General features: G+C 71.6%; 8 protein-coding genes and 1 pseudogene. 7 read left to right on the top strand and 2 right to left on the bottom strand.

Features of this window, described 5'->3' with window-relative positions:
- The first annotated feature begins 3 nt into the window (after positions 1 to 3).
- From AB0E90_RS44640 to AB0E90_RS44620, 5 genes are all read left to right on the top strand, one after another.
- Positions 4 to 303 (top strand): hypothetical protein, encoded by a 300-nt coding sequence (locus AB0E90_RS44640; protein ID WP_360418462.1) that lies wholly within the window; start codon positions 4 to 6, stop codon positions 301 to 303.
- 14 nt (positions 304 to 317) lie between these two features.
- Complete coding sequence (locus AB0E90_RS44635; RefSeq protein WP_360418460.1) at positions 318 to 6,329, top strand: carboxypeptidase regulatory-like domain-containing protein; 6,012 nt, start codon at positions 318 to 320, stop codon at positions 6,327 to 6,329.
- Positions 6,326 to 7,282 carry a polyprenyl synthetase family protein gene (locus tag AB0E90_RS44630; RefSeq protein WP_360418458.1) on the top strand — a complete coding sequence of 319 codons (957 nt, stop codon included), beginning with the start codon at positions 6,326 to 6,328 and terminating at the stop codon, positions 7,280 to 7,282. Before AB0E90_RS44635 ends, AB0E90_RS44630 begins: the two co-directional genes overlap by 4 nt.
- Positions 7,283 to 7,469: 187 nt before the next feature.
- Complete coding sequence (locus AB0E90_RS44625; RefSeq protein ID WP_360418456.1) at positions 7,470 to 7,850, top strand: hypothetical protein; 381 nt, start codon at positions 7,470 to 7,472, stop codon at positions 7,848 to 7,850.
- Positions 7,851 to 7,915: 65 nt separating this feature from the next.
- The gene (locus AB0E90_RS44620; protein ID WP_360418454.1) at positions 7,916 to 9,379 is read left to right on the top strand and encodes a protein adenylyltransferase SelO; all 1,464 of its coding nucleotides are present in this window, start codon (positions 7,916 to 7,918) and stop codon (positions 9,377 to 9,379) included.
- A 137-nt stretch (positions 9,380 to 9,516) separates the two neighbouring features.
- Here AB0E90_RS44620 and AB0E90_RS44615 read toward each other — a convergent pair whose 3' ends face one another.
- A complete protein-coding gene (locus AB0E90_RS44615) occupies positions 9,517 to 12,294 on the bottom strand; it encodes a BTAD domain-containing putative transcriptional regulator (RefSeq protein WP_360418452.1) in 2,778 nt (925 codons plus the stop codon).
- Positions 12,295 to 12,508: 214 nt separating this feature from the next.
- On the opposite strand from AB0E90_RS44615, the pseudogene AB0E90_RS44610 reads away from it, so the two are divergent.
- A pseudogene (locus tag AB0E90_RS44610) lies at positions 12,509 to 12,667 on the top strand (DUF255 domain-containing protein); the annotation flags it as partial.
- 79 nt (positions 12,668 to 12,746) lie between these two features.
- Here the strand turns inward: AB0E90_RS44610 and AB0E90_RS44605 are convergent.
- Positions 12,747 to 13,175: a MarR family transcriptional regulator gene (locus tag AB0E90_RS44605; RefSeq protein WP_360418450.1), complete on the bottom strand. Its 429-nt coding sequence runs from the start codon at positions 13,173 to 13,175 to the stop codon at positions 12,747 to 12,749.
- A 62-nt stretch (positions 13,176 to 13,237) separates the two neighbouring features.
- Between AB0E90_RS44605 and AB0E90_RS44600 the strand changes: the two genes are divergently transcribed.
- Positions 13,238 to 14,329, top strand: a complete 1,092-nt coding sequence (locus AB0E90_RS44600) for an FAD-dependent monooxygenase (RefSeq protein ID WP_360418448.1) — start codon at positions 13,238 to 13,240, stop codon at positions 14,327 to 14,329.
- Positions 14,330 to 14,520 lie beyond the last annotated feature (191 nt).

Genomic DNA, 14,520 nt, shown 5'->3' with positions numbered 1-14,520 from the left:
GGGATGTCGCGATCGGCGGCGGTCGTCGCCATCCTCGGCGTGCTGGCGGGCGGCTGGACGGCTGCGGTGCTGCTGATGGGCTACGTGATCGGGAAAGGCTTCCTGGGTCTCGAGCAGCCACGACGTACGTACATCGGTCTGTTGTTCCTGGCCGGACAGGTTCTCCTGCCGGCTGCCCCGGCCGTGGCGGCGCTGATCGCCGCCCGGCAGGGCTGGAGCGCCGGCGCCTGGATCTTCGGGATCCTCGCGGCCGCCGTCGCGCTCGTGCTGATCGTCTGGTCGGTCCTGAACTTCGAGCACTGAACCATGGGGGCGTCGTGCGTTTCACTCTGTTCGGCCGGCTTCTCGGGGCCGCCGTCCTCGGATTTGCCACCACCACCGCGCTCACCTGGCTGGTGCTGCTGATACTCGCCGGCACCGACGGCTCGGCCGGGATGCTGGCCGGCCTGCTCGGCGCCGATCCGCACGGGGTGGCGGTTACCGCGGCGGCGTCGACCGGATCGCCGGTGAGCTGGTCGATCCCCGGCCTCGGGGTGAGTGGTCGGATGTGGCCGATCACCATGCTGTTCACCGGCTCCCCGCTGGCCTTCCTGGCGGTCGCGCCGATCGCCGGCGCCCTGGTCACCGGGGCGGTCGCGGGCCGCCGCCGACTCTTCATCGCCGGCGCCGGGCTCGGCTACGGCGTGGTGGCGTCGCTGGTGGCCGTGCTCGCGAACGGCCTGCCCCAGGCGGGCGGGATGGGCGCCAGCAGCACGCCGCCGTGGCTGGTGCTGCCGTTCTCGGCGATCTGGACGGCGCTGGTCGGCATGGCCGGTGCTCACGCGTACGAGATGGTGCGGCCGAAGGCCCGGGTCGGTCTGGTGGTTCTTTCGTTGCTGGCCACGTTCGTGGTGGTGGCCGGCTCGGCGCCGTCCGGCCTGCGGCAGTCACCGGACACCGGCGGGACCGGCGAGGCCGCGCCGATCGGGCATCGGCAGCCGGGTGTGCAGGACGCGCTGGCCGCGCTGCGCCTGACCAGCGACGAGACGTACAACGTCGCGATGGATCCGTGGCGCGGGGTGCCGTCCATGGTCTCGATGCGTAACCCGCTGAACGGCAGCATCACCACCTGGCTGCGCCGCAACGCCAAGCTCTTCGCCGTCCCGGATCCGGCCGCCCAGCTCAGGCAGATCCGTTCCGAACGCGACCAGCTCGGCCAGCGTCACGTCTGGTACCAGCAGACCGTCGGCGGCGTCCCGGTGTTTGCGGCCCGGGTCGGCGTCCACCTCGACCAGGCCGGGGGATTTGTGCAGGCGCTGAGCAACGGCCTGCAGCCGAACCTGGCCCCGACCGCGACCAGGCCGACGGTGCCGCGCAGCGGGGCGCTGGCCACCACGGCGAAACTGGTGCCGGGCGGCCGGCCGATCGGGACGCCCGAGCTCTACCTGTTGCCGGACCGGGCGCGGCCGAACACCCCGACCGTGGCGACGCTGGCCTGGCGGGTGGTGTGGGCCGATCCGGACGGCGGCGCGGACGGGGTGCAGGCGTACTTCGTCGCGGCGACCGGTACGGCGCGCATCGTCAAGACGATCCCGGTGAGCATGCCGGCGCGATCGCGGACGGTCACCGACTACGCCAACTCGCTGAATCCGGGCGTGACCCGGCAGGAGGGTGGCGCGGCGACCGGAATTCACGACGCCGACGCGGCCTACGAATACGCGGGCGCGTTCTACGACTACTACAAGAACACGTTCGGCCGGGACAGCTGGAACGCCTCGGGCGGGCACCTCACGTCGTGGACCCGATGGACCGAGACGGCCGGCGAGCCGCTCGCCAACGCGTACTGGGACGGGGAGAAGACCGTCTTCGGCGACGGCATGGCCACCGTGGACGTGGTCGGCCACGAATGGACGCACGCGGTGGTCGAGCGGACCGCGGACCTGGTCTACAGCGATCAGTCGGGCGCGCTGAACGAGAGCTACGCGGACATCTTCGGCGAGATGATCGAGAAGGATCACACCGGGCACAACGACTGGTTGATGGGCACCGGGTCGGCGCTCGGCACCATCCGCAGCTTCGCCAACCCGAACGACTACAACCAGCCCGACCACCTGCGCGACTATCTCAACGACTGCCTCGACGCGGGCGGCGTGCACACCAACAGCGGCATCTCCAACAAGGCGTTCTACGTGCTGGCCCAGCGGATCGGCACGACCAAGGCGGCGGCGGTCAACTACCGGGCGCTGACCAGCTATCTGCACTCGACGTCGGGCTTCACCGACGCCCGCAACGCCGCCATCCAGGCCGCCTGGGACCTGTACGGCAAGTCGTCGCAGGAGGCCAAGGAGGTGTGGCGGGCCTGGGGCTCGGTGGGCGTGGACGGCTCGGCCGAGCCGAACATGGAGTCGTGCACGTGCTTCGCCGAGGCGTCGCTGCACGGCACCGGGCTCGACCTGCTGGACTCGGCCGGGATGGACCAGAGCGCGGTGGCCAGTGCGTTGCTGCGCACCCGGGACATGCTCGCGAGCGGTGCGAGCCCGGCGCTGGCGCACTACAGCCTCGTCTACAGCCAGGCCAACGCGGACGCGCTGCGCCTGCTGACCTCGAACAGCGAACTGCAGCAACGCACCGCCCACGCGATGCAGTCGCTCGCACCGCTGCTGGCCGCGGTCACCACCCCGGCGGGCGACGACCTCATCGCGACCAAGGCCCTGATGGACGAGCTCGGCGGATTGGTCGACGCGTTCGTCAAGGCCGACGGGGGCGGCGCGCTCGCCGAGCTGCTCCAGCGTGAGCGCGGGCTCGTCGACATGGCCGGGATGGCCGGGATGACCACCAACGAGGTGAAGGCGTACCTGGACCGGGTCTTCGCCGGCGCCGCACCGGCCGGTCCGTCCCGCACGCCCGGCACCGGCGTCGTGGACAGCGCGGTGCAGCACGCCCTGGCCGGCGGGGGCACGTCCACCGTCATGGTGGAACTGCGCGACACCACCGACCTCAGCCAGGCCGGCAAGATCAAGAGCCACGGCAAGCGGACGGCGTACGTCCGGGACCGGCTCGCCACCACCGCCGGTAACAGTCAGCGCGGGGTGGCCCAGCTGCTCACGGCCGAACGCGCGAGCTTCGAACGGTTCTGGGTCGTCAACGCCGTCCTGGTGCGCGGCGCCGACCTCGCACTGGTCGACGCGCTGGCTGCCCGCGGCGAGGTGCAGAAGATCCGGATGCCGGGCATCGTGGCGCTCCCTGCGCCGACACCGGCCTCGGCGCAGGCCGCGGCCGACGGTGTGGAGTGGGGAATCGAGCGGATCCGGGCGAACGAGACCTGGTCGGAACTGAACGTCCGCGGTGCCGGCATCGTGGTGGCCAACATCGACACTGGCGTCCAGTACGACCATCCGGCGCTGGTCAACCAGTACCGCGGGCGCCAGGCCGACGGCACCTTCGACCACAACTACAACTGGTACGACCCGGCGCGGGTGTGTGGCGACGCGGCCCCGTGCGACGGCAACGACCACGGCACGCACACCATGGGCACGATGGTGGGCGACGACGGCACGAACCACATCGGCGTGGCGCCCGGCGCGAAGTGGATCGCCGCCCGCGGCTGCGAGACCACCAGTTGCTCCGAGGAGTCGCTGCTGAACGCCGGTCAGTGGATCATCGCGCCGACCGATCTCAACGGTGCCAACCCCCGCCCCGACCTGGCCCCGCACGTGGTCAACAACTCGTGGGGCGGCGGCCACGGCGACGCGTTCTACGACGGCATCGTCAACGCGTGGATCCAGGCCGGCATCTTCCCGGTCTTCTCCAACGGCAACGACGGCCCGGGATGCGGCTCGGCTTCGTCGCCCGGGGACTCGCCGGCCACCTACGCGGTGGGCGCGTTCGCCGAGTCCGGCGCGATCGCGTCCTTCTCCGGTCGCGGCGCGTCCGCTGTCGACGGCGAGACGAAACCGAACATCAGCGCCCCGGGGGTCGCGGTCCGATCCTCGGTGCGCGGCGGTGGGTTCTCCTCCCTCAGCGGTACGTCGATGGCGGCGCCGCACCTGGCCGGGACGGTGGCGCTGATGTGGTCCGCGTCCCCGGCGCTGGTCGGCGACATCGCGGCCACCCGCCAGCTGCTCGACGACACGGCGGTGGACACCGTCGATCTCACCTGCGGCGGCACCGAGGACGACAACAACGTGTGGGGTGAGGGGCGGCTCGACGCGTTCTCCGCGGTGTCCTTCGGCCCGCACGGTCCGACCGGCTCGATCCTCGGCGCGGTCACCGATTCGCGGGGCGCGCCGATCGCCGGCGCGCGGGTGACCGCGACCAGCTCGGACGGCGGTCAGCGGTCGGCGTCGACCGATCCGTCCGGCACCTATTCGATGGTGGCGCCGATCGGCACGTACCAGATCACGGCGCGGGCGTTCGGTTACCGCGACGTCACCGGGACGGCGACCGTCACCGACGGCTCGTCGGCGCGGGCCGACGCGCGGCTGCTCATGCAGCCGCGTTACCCGATCCTCGGTCAGCTCACCCAGTCGGGCACCCCGGTGCCGGACGCCCCGGTCACCCTGAACCAGTCCGGGCTGGAGGCCGAGACGACCGACGGCGACGGCATGTTCGGTCTGGCCGACGTGCCGGCCGGCACCTACACGCTGACCACCGGCGCCACCCAGTGCGCGGCCGAGAGCACGCAGAGCGTGACCGTCGACTGGGACGAGATGGTCACGGTCGGCGCGTCCGAACGGGCCGCCGGTTCGTACGTCTGCTCCCAGGTCGCGCACTCGTTCCCGGCCACCGACACGGTGCTGCCGCTGACCGGGGACGACGAGGCGACCGCCGTCGCGCTGCCGTTCGACTTCCCCTACTTCGGCAAGACCTATCGCACCGCGTACGTCTCGACCAACGGCGCGCTCAACTTCGAATATCCGAACGCCCTGTCGATCAACGGGAGCGTGCCCGGCCCGGGCGCCTCCGACACCGCGATCTACCCGTTCTGGGACGACCTCGTCGTGGACGCCGCCGCCCAGGTGCGCACGTCGAGCAGCGCCGGCGCGTTCGTGGTGGAGTGGCGCAACGTCACCTTCGCCGACGACCCGGCGCAGCGCGTCACGTTCGCCGTCTCACTGACCGCGACCGGCCTGCTGCGCCTGCACTACGGCGCGCTGACCGGCGGCGACCTCGCGCTCGGTGGCTCCGCGACCGTCGGCATCGAGGACGACAGCGGAACCGTCGGGCTGCAGTACCACCGCGACCGGCCGTCGCTGACGCCCGGCATCACCGTGCAGTTCGCCAGCACCGACGGCACGGTCACCGGCCGGGTCACCAGCGCGACCGGGGCCCCGGTCGCCGGCGCCACCGTGACCGCCGGCGCGCGGATCGCCGGCACCGGCGCCGACGGCCGGTACGGCCTGCAGCTCCCGCCCGGGACGTATCAACTGACCTTCACGCATCCCGACCATTCGCCGTACAGCACCCAGGTCGTGGTGGCCGGGGGCGGGCAGACCGTGACGGTGGACGCCGTCCTGCAGGCCGGCCCGAAGGACATCTCCGGCGTCGTCACCGGGCCGGCCGGCGCCCCGGTGGTGGGCGCGGTGGTCACGCTGATCAGCAGCAGTACGTCGGCGGTGCCCACGGCCCTCACCGACGAGCAGGGCCGGTACACGCTGAACGACGTGCCGGGCGGCCCGGCCACGATCCGGTTCAGCGCGCTCTGCAAGGCGCCCCGGGAGGAGACCATCACGGTCGACGGCGACGAGACACTCGACGTCGCGCTGGCCGGGACGAGCGACGACGCCGGCTACACCTGCGACACCGTGCCGGTCGAGGCGTTCACCACCGACACCCCGGTCGCGGTCTGGGGCGACGACGAGGCCGTCGCCGTTCCGATCGGCTTCGACGTCCCGTTCTACGGCCAGTCCTACTCGACGGCCGTGGTCGGCACCAACGGCCTGCTCGGTTTCAACAGCGGCCTGGACGAGTACAAGGCGTACAACGTGCCGCGACCACCGCACACGGTCACCCCGAACAACGCGCTGTACGCCTTCGCCGACGACCTCTACGTGGACAGCGACTCGAGCATCACCTCGCTGACCACCGGCACCGCACCCAACCGGCGATTCGTGGTCGAGTGGCGCAACGTGCCGTTCTTCAACGGCCGGAGCCAGCGGACCACGGTCCAGGCGGTGCTGTACGAGGACGGCCGGCTGCGGGTGCAGTTCCTGGCGCTGTCCGACGACTCGTGGGGGCACGGCGTCAACGCGGGCGTCGGCATCGAGAACGCCGCCGGCACGACCGCCCTGATCGCCTCGTGGGACGCGGAGGTCCTCCGCCCCGGCATGGCGATCGAGTTCCGGCCGTGATCCCGGCCGACGACCTCGCCGGGTGGCTGGACGTCGCCGCGAAACGGATGGACCAGGTCCTGCGGGAGGCCGTGCACGCCTCCGGTGATCCGTTCCTCACCGCGGCGTCCACCCACCTGCTCGACGCCGGCGGCAAACGCCTGCGCCCACGGCTGGTCCTGCTCGCCGCTCAGTACGGCGAGCGGAACCGGCCCGGCGTCCCGCGCGCGGCCGCGGTCGTCGAACTGATCCACGTCGCGTCGCTGTACCACGACGACGTGGCCGATGCCGCCGCCACCCGGCGCGGCGTGCCCAGCGCGAACAGCCGTTGGGGCGAGCGCACGGCCGTGCTCGTCGGCGACTGGCTGGCGGCCCGTGCCGCCCTGCTCGGCGCCACGCTGGGCCGGGACTCGGTCGCCGACCAGGCACACACGCTGACCCGGCTGGTGCGGGGGCAGATGCGGGAGGCCGCCGGGCACGACTCGGAGCAGCACTACCTGGAAGTGGTGGCGGACAAGACGGCCTCGCTGTTCGCGCTGGCCGCCCGGCTCGGCGCCCGGGCCGCCGGCGCGCCGGCCGCCACCGTCCAGGCCCTCGGCGAGTACGGCGAGGCGCTGGGCATCGCCTTCCAGCTTGCCGACGACCTGCTCGACCTGCACAGTCCGAGCCTCCCCGACCTGCGCTCCGGCGTGCACACCCTGCCCGTCCTCCGGGCGCTGCGCGAGCGCGGCGGACACGCCACCCAGCTGCGGCAACTCCTCGCCGACGGCCCGGTGCGCGATCCGGCCGCCCGGGCGGCCGCGGCCGCCCTGCTGCGCCGCTCGTCCGCCATCGACTCGACCCGAGCCGAGATCGAGCGGTACACCCACCGCGCCGAGGCAGCACTGCGATCCGTCCCACCCAACGGCGCCGCCGAGCCACTGACCGACCTGTGCCGGTCGGTGGCAGCACGTGGCGAGGCCGAGGCCGCGTGAACGGCCGGAGGCATGGCCAACCGCCTCGCTGACGCGACCCCGCCCGATCTCCCGCAACACCGGGAGAACCCGGTCGAATCCCCGAGTCGTGGGATGAGTTCCGGGGGCCCAGCCGCCGGTAGGTGTGCGTGCGGTGGCGGGCGTCGGCGGAGGACTTACGGTAGGTCTGCATCGCAGGCTGAGCCGCATGTTCAAGGCCGCTGCTGAATTGACCGCTGCTGAAGTGACCGGCCGCGACGTCGCTGGTCCCGTTGTTGTGATCCTGCTCCTCGCCGGGTCGGCGGTCTTCGTCGTCGGCTATGCGATGGCTGTGATGCACCGTGCCAACAAGGACTACAAAACCACTAAGGCTGCTCTGCCAAATCTGCGCAAGGGCTTCTGGCGCTCATGGTGGACAGCGGTCAAACGCGGCGCTGTCGTCCTGCTGATTTTCATCTGCCTAGTCATCTACTGGTGGCGCTCCGGTGGCAGCGATGCCGACGCAACCACGCCCCATCCATCGAAGTCTCCGCGGCCCGTCATGACTGACCGTTGGGTTACGCGCACACCGGCCATAACACACCGATAACCTGCAGGCGCCCTGGCGGCGGTCGCCGACGGGGTGGGGCCGACGCCGGCGGGTAGCCTCGACGGGTGAGTGTCACCCCGCTGTCCACTGTCGTTCTGGATCATCGCTTCGCCCGTGAACTGCCGGAGATGGCCACTGGCTGGCAGGCCGAGCCGGCTCCGGGCGCCCGGCTGCTCGTCCTCGACGAGGCGCTGGCCGCCGAGCTGGGTTTGGACGCTACCTGGCTGCGCAGCCCGGACGGCGTGGGGTTGCTGGTTGGCACCACTGTCCCGGCCGGCGCGGTGCCGGTGGCGCAGGCTTACTCCGGGCACCAGTTCGGCGGGTTCAGCCCGCGGCTCGGTGACGGTCGCGCGCTCCTGCTGGGCGAGTTGATCGACGCTGACGGCCGCCTGCGCGACCTGCACCTCAAGGGTTCCGGACGCACGCCCTTCGCCCGCGGCGGCGATGGCCTGGCCGTGGTCGGCCCGATGCTACGCGAGTACGTCGTCAGCAATGCCATGCATGCGCTCGGCATCCCCACGACGCGTTCCCTCGCCGTGGTGGCGACCGGGCGCACGGTGCTTCGCGAGACCCCGCTGCCGGGAGCCGTGCTCGCCCGCGTCGCCGGCAGTCATCTGCGCGTCGGCAGCTTCCAGTACGCCCGGGCCACGGGCGACGTCGATCTCCTGCGCCGCCTCGCCGACCACGCGATCAGCCGGCATTACCCGGGTGTTGCCGAGGCCGAACAGCCGTACCTTGCCCTGTTCGAGGCGGTGGTCGGCGCCCAGGCATCGCTGGTTGCCCGGTGGATGCTCGTCGGCTTCGTGCACGGGGTGATGAACACCGACAACATGACGATCTCCGGCGAGACCATCGACTACGGGCCGTGCGCGTTCATGGAGGCCTTCGACCCGGCCACCGTCTACAGCTCGATCGACCACGGCGGCCGGTACGCCTACGGTAACCAGCCGGTGGTGGCCGAGTGGAACCTGGCCCGGCTTGCCGAGGCGATCCTTCCGCTGCTGCACAACGACGAGGAGCAAGCGGTCGCACTCGCCGTGCAGGCCCTGGGCGGATTCCGCGGTCAGTACGATGCCGCCTGGTCAGCCGGCATGCGGGCCAAGCTCGGCCTGTCCGGCGTCGTCGACCAGACGGTCGTCTCGCCGCTGGTGGAGGAGATGCTCGTCCTGCTCCAGGCGGCCCACGTCGACCACACGTCGTTCTTTCGCACCCTTGCCGTTGCCGGGCGCGGTGACGCCGGGCCGGTGCGCCGCCTCTTCGCCGACGTCGTCAAGGTCGATGACTGGGTGATGCGCTGGCGCGCACTGGGCCCGGACCCGGACGCGATGGACCGGGTCAACCCGCTGTACATCCCCCGCAATCACCTTGTAGAGGAAGCCCTGTCTGCCGCGACCGACGGTGATTTGGACCCGTTCGAACGGCTGCTGACGGCCGTAGCCGCCCCGTATGACGAGCGCCCCGGCCTCGGACGGTACGCCGCAGCGGCCCCAGCCGACTCCGGCCCCTACCGGACCTTCTGCGGAACCTGAACACCGACGCTCCCCGCCCCGTCCAGCCCGCCGCGCATCCGGCTCAGGGCCGGATCACCCAGTCTGGCGGCTCTCCGCCCGATTCGGCTCGCGGCGTTCGCGGCCAGTGCTTCGAGCATGGTCCGGTAGGCGCCGGCTCAGTCGTCGAGTTGGCGCAGCGACTCCTGGACGCCTGCGACGCTCGGGTGGTCGAGTGCGGTCAGCAGCCGTTCCGCCTCCGTCCACGCGATGCGCGCCTCGGCGGGCTGCCCGGCCGCGCAGTGCGAGTCGCCGAGGTGCACCAGCAGCTCGGCGACGAACAGGTCGTGGTCCATGGTCCGGGCCAGCGTGAGGCCGTGCTGATAGCAGCCGATGGCCTCGGCATGGCGACCGAGGTGGTGGTGGGCGTATCCCAGGCTGTCCCAGGCGCCGGTGGCGCCGTGCAGGTCGGCGTCCGCCTCGAACAGCTCCAGCGCCTGCCGGCAGTACGACAGCGTGTGCTCGAACTCGCCGAGCAACGCGTGGTACCACCCGATCGCATTGAGAGCCTCGGCCTGCCCGGTCCGGTCGTCGGTGCCGGCGAAGAGCGCCAAAGCCTGCCGGGCATGCCCGAGGGCGGTCGCGGGCTGCTTCCGCTGGCCCCACAGGTAGGCGAGGTGGTGCTCGGTGTGTGCCTGACCGATACGGTCGCCCACCGTGGTGAAGAGCTCCAGCGCGCGATTCAGGTTGTCATCCGCCTCGACGTGGCGGCCGAGCCGGGTGTCGGCCTGAGCCAGGCCACGGTGGCCGTAGGCACGCGCCGGCAGTTCGCCGAGGCGGTCCGCGCACTCGATGGCGGTCTGCCAGGCCATGGCCTGATCGTGCACATGGCCCTTCCGGGCGGCATAGGTGTCCAACGACCAGGCGAGCTGCCAGGCGAGCCGGTCGAGCCCCACCGCGGCGGCCTGACGCAGCGCGGCCACCAGAACGGGACGGTGCTCCCCGTACCAGGCCATCGCGGCGCTGTGATCCTTGAGCTGCTCCGGACACACTCCGGCGGCCGGTTCGCGCAGGGGCAGCACGATAGGTTCGCGGGCCGGGTTGAGCAGGCGATCCGCCGCGTACGCGGTGTGCGTGTAGTGATCGAGCAGGCGGACGGTGGCCGACCGGCGGATGTCCTGCGCATCATCGTGGCGGGCGAGTTCGGCGGCGTACTCGCGCAGCAGGTCGTGCTGGCTGTACCGGCCGAGGTCGTACTCGGTCACCAGGCTCGCACGAGTCAGCTCGCGCAGGGGTGTGCGCAGTTCCCGTTCCGGCAACCCGGCCAGGCTGGCCAGCGCGGGGGCGTCGAAGTCGGGTCCGACGGCGAGTCCGAGCAGCCGAAACAGTCGAGCGGCGGCCTCGCTCAGGGCGGCGTACGACCAGGAGAGCACCGCTCGCAGGTCACCGGCCGGCTCGCCGACCTCCAAGGCGGTCAGCCGGTCACTGGCCTGGCTGAGCTCGGCGGCGAGCGCCGTCAGCGGAAAGTTCGTCTGCCGGGTCCGGGCCACGGCGATGCTCAACGCCAGCGGCAGCCGGGCGCAGGCCGCGATGACCTGATCGAGCGCGCGGCGCTGCGCGACGACCTCCGGACCGAGCCGGTTGGTCAGCAGCTCCTCGGCCTCCACCCAGGACAGCAGGCCCAGAGGCACGGTAGACGCGCCGTCGGTCAGCAGACCGGTGAGCTGAGCTCGGCTGGTCACCACGACGACAACACTGGCGGTGCCCGGCAGCAACGGCCGGACCTGCTCGGCGTCGCGGGCGTTGTCCAGGACCAGGAGTATCCGGCGGCCGGCCACCACGCTGCGGTACAGGGCGGCCTGCGCGTCGAGGCCGGCCGGCATCCGGTCGGGTGCGACGCCCAGCGCATCGAGCAGGCTGCGGAGCCCCTCTTGCGGTGAGACGACCTGTCCGGTCGGGTCGAAGCCGCGCAGGCTCACGAAAATCTGGCCGTCCGGGAAGCGGGACCGCACCGTGTGGGACCAGTGCACGGCAAGGGCGGTCTTGCCCACCCCGGCGGTGCCGGACACCACCGCGACGGCCATGGCCGTCTCCGCCAGCAGGTTGTCCAGGGTGCGCAGTGCCGCGGCACGGCCGGCGAAACCGGGAACATCCGCCGGGAGCTGGGCCGGCACGACAACGGTGACCGGCACCCCGGCCGTCACCTTGGCGGTCTCCCGCGGCGTGACCGGTTCCCCGCGCAGCATGGCCTGGTGCAGTGCCTGCAGGGCGGCGCTGGGATCGGCGCCCAGCTCGTCCGCGAGCCGGCGGCGGAACTCCGCGTAATACGCCAGCGCATCGGCGGGCCGGCCGGCGGCGGCATAGGCGCGGATCACCACGTCGGCCAGCGGCTCCGTCAGCGGGTGATCAGCGGCGAGCTCGACCAATGGCCCGAGCGCGGCGTGCGGGTTGCCGGCCCGCAGCTCGGCGAGCCCCCACGCCACCGTGGCATCGAGATACAGCGCCCCGTACGCGTTCCGGCAGCGTTCCACCCAGCTGCCCTTCAGCCCGTCGAGCGGCTCGGCCCGCCACCACCCGCGGGCCGCGCGCAGCAACGTCAGCGCGGTGGACGGGTCGGCGCCGCGAGCACGCCGGACGTGGTCGGCGAACCGGTTGGCGTCGACCCGGTCGGGCGCGATGTCGAGGACGTAGCCGCTGGAGCGGCGCAGCAGGCGGGCCGGTGGCGTGCCCACGGCTTCGGCCAGCAGCCGCCGCAGGTGAGTGATCTGCACCTGCAGAACCCGGGCCGCCGCCGGCGGCGGCTCGTCCCACACCCGCGCGGCAAGAGCGTCGATCGTGACGGGGCGACCGGCATCGACCGCCAGGGCTGCCAGCGTGTGCCGTCGCTGCGGTGGACCGATCTCGACCGGCTGGCCATCCGCCCAGATCTCCACCGGACCCAGCAGGCGGACCTCCACTATGGGTCTCCTGTCCTCGAGCCTCGGCGACAGCATTTCATTAGCTGTGTACGGCCATGCTCGGTGGCCGGGAGTATCGAGCTGACCACCGGAAAGCGAGACAGGACTCCGCGGACGGGTCGAGCCAGGCACGGGGGTGGCTCGGCCCATGTCCCCGGACCCGAACCGGCCGCCCAGGCCGCCGAGTCTCGCCCGATGTGAGACGCTGGCCGACGTGAACCGATTGGGCGCTGCGACCTCGCCGTACCTGCTTCAGCATGCCGAGAATCCGGTGGACTGGTGGCCGTGGGGCGACGGAGCGTTCGAGGAAGCGCGGCGGCGAGATGTGCCGATTTTGATCTCAGTCGGGTACGCCGCCTGTCACTGGTGCCACTGAACTTGCAAAGGCAGTACTTCACTGGCGTCACGTCGCGCGATGTTCCCGTTCGGTCGGAGCTGATCACCGGACCCGGTTACGACACATCGGCCGCGTGGCTGATGAGCCGGGCCAGCAGGCCGTGCAGCTGTACGCGCTCGTCCGGCGTGAACGGCGCCAACAACTCGGCCATCGCCGCGTCGGTGGTGGCGGTGGCGGCGGCGAGGCGCTGGCGGCCGGCCTCGGTGAGGCAGACGGCGTAGCTGCGGCGGTCGCGCTCGTTACGGCGGCGCTCGGCGAGACCCTGCCGTTCCAGCTCGTCGACGATGTACACCATTGACGACTTATCGAGCTGCAGCCGGGCGATCAGGGCCGCCTGACTGAGCGGACCCGCCTGCGCGAGCACGCCCAGGACGCCGAGGTGGCGCAACTCAACGCCGTGCACCTGCAGGGCGCGGTTGGCGGCGGCGCGGGCGTATCGGTGGGCCAGGTAGAGCTGGCCGCCAATTTCAGCGCTCTCGTTCACGGTACCAATGTACGCCGTGGACGGGCGATGACAGACAATCTGTGTTCAGATAGTCTCTATTCATGCACATCATCGTCGTCGGAGCAGGGCTCGCCGGGCCGCTGCTTGCGCAGGGGCTGCGACGCGCCGGGGTGGGCGCCACCCTGTTCGAGCGGGACCGGGCGGATCAGCTCAGCCAGGGATACCGCATCCACATCGCCCCAGAGGGCGAGCTCGCCATGCGCGATTGCCTGCCGCCCGAGCTGCACGCCGAGGTGCTGGCGACGTCAGGGCTGCCCGGTTCGGGCTGGCGGGTGCTCGATCCGCAACTGCGCACCGTCCAGGAACATCTGGTACCGCAGCGGGCAGACGCCGACGGGCCAGGTGGCCGGCACCTGACGGTCGACCGGCAGACCCTCCGGCGAATCCTGCTGACCGGGGTGGACGTGCGGTACGGGGCCGTGTTCGAGCGCTTCGAGTTCCTGCCGGACGGCCGGGTCCGGGCCGAGTTCGCGGGCGGGTTGAGGGCGGAAGGCGACCTGTTGGTGGCCGCCGACGGGACGCACTCGCGGATCCGTGCGCAGTTGCTGCCGCAGGCGCGGGTCATCGAGACCGGCACGTGGGAGTTGTACGGCAAGACGATGCTCACCGGCGAGGTCCGTGCGCTGCTGCCGGCTGCCGCGCTCGACGGGTTCTGCGTGGTCGCGGGCGCCGACGGGCGGTTCATGCCGCTGGCCGCGCACCGGTTCCGTTCCGGCGGCGACGATTACGTGATGTGGGTCGTCGGCGGGCCCGCCGCTCGCTTCCCGGCGGATGTGTCCACATTAGATCAGGTGGCGATGCGGGAGGCCGCGGCTCAGCTCGTCGGGGACTGGCACCCGAGCCTGTCCGCGGTGGTGCGGCTCGGCGAGCCGGGCAGCGTGCACTTCACGACCGCGCGGACGGCTCAGCCGTTGGAGCATTGGGAGACCGTGCCGGTGACGCTCACCGGCGACGCCATCCACACCATGATCCCCCAGGGCACCAGCGCGGCGGTGGCTCTGCGGGACGCGGGGCTGCTGTGTCGCAAGCTCACCGAGGGAGCACCGCTACTGGAAGCGGTCCACGCCTACGAGACGGAAATGCTCGAGTACGGCTTCGTCGAGGTCGCCCGGGCGCTCAAGTCCGCGGGATAGGCCGAACCCCAGCGAGCCGGCACCACTTGCCGGGAGTCCGATGACGTCGCCGGCCAAACGAGCGGTGTGCTGTCGAGACGCTCTTCGACCTGCTCTGCAATACCAGCAACGCGCGCACCTGCCGCTGTCCGCTTTGGTGTGCCCAAGCAGGTAATTCTCATTGGTATCGAGGCGCGCGAGCCTCGTACACC

The sequence above is a fragment of the Actinoplanes sp. NPDC026619 genome (assembly GCF_040638295.1).
GTDB lineage: Bacteria > Actinomycetota > Actinomycetes > Mycobacteriales > Micromonosporaceae > Actinoplanes.
The sequence above is the reverse complement of the archived record's forward strand: the minus strand, read 5'-3'. Positions and strand labels throughout refer to the sequence as shown.

Coding starts and splice junctions, on each gene's coding strand:
- AB0E90_RS44625 (WP_360418456.1), top strand. CDS start 7,470: ATGTTCAAGGCCGCTGCTGAATTGACCGCTGCTGAAGTGACCGGCCGC.
- AB0E90_RS44600 (WP_360418448.1), top strand. CDS start 13,238: ATGCACATCATCGTCGTCGGAGCAGGGCTCGCCGGGCCGCTGCTTGCG.
- AB0E90_RS44640 (WP_360418462.1), top strand. CDS start 4: ATGTCGCGATCGGCGGCGGTCGTCGCCATCCTCGGCGTGCTGGCGGGC.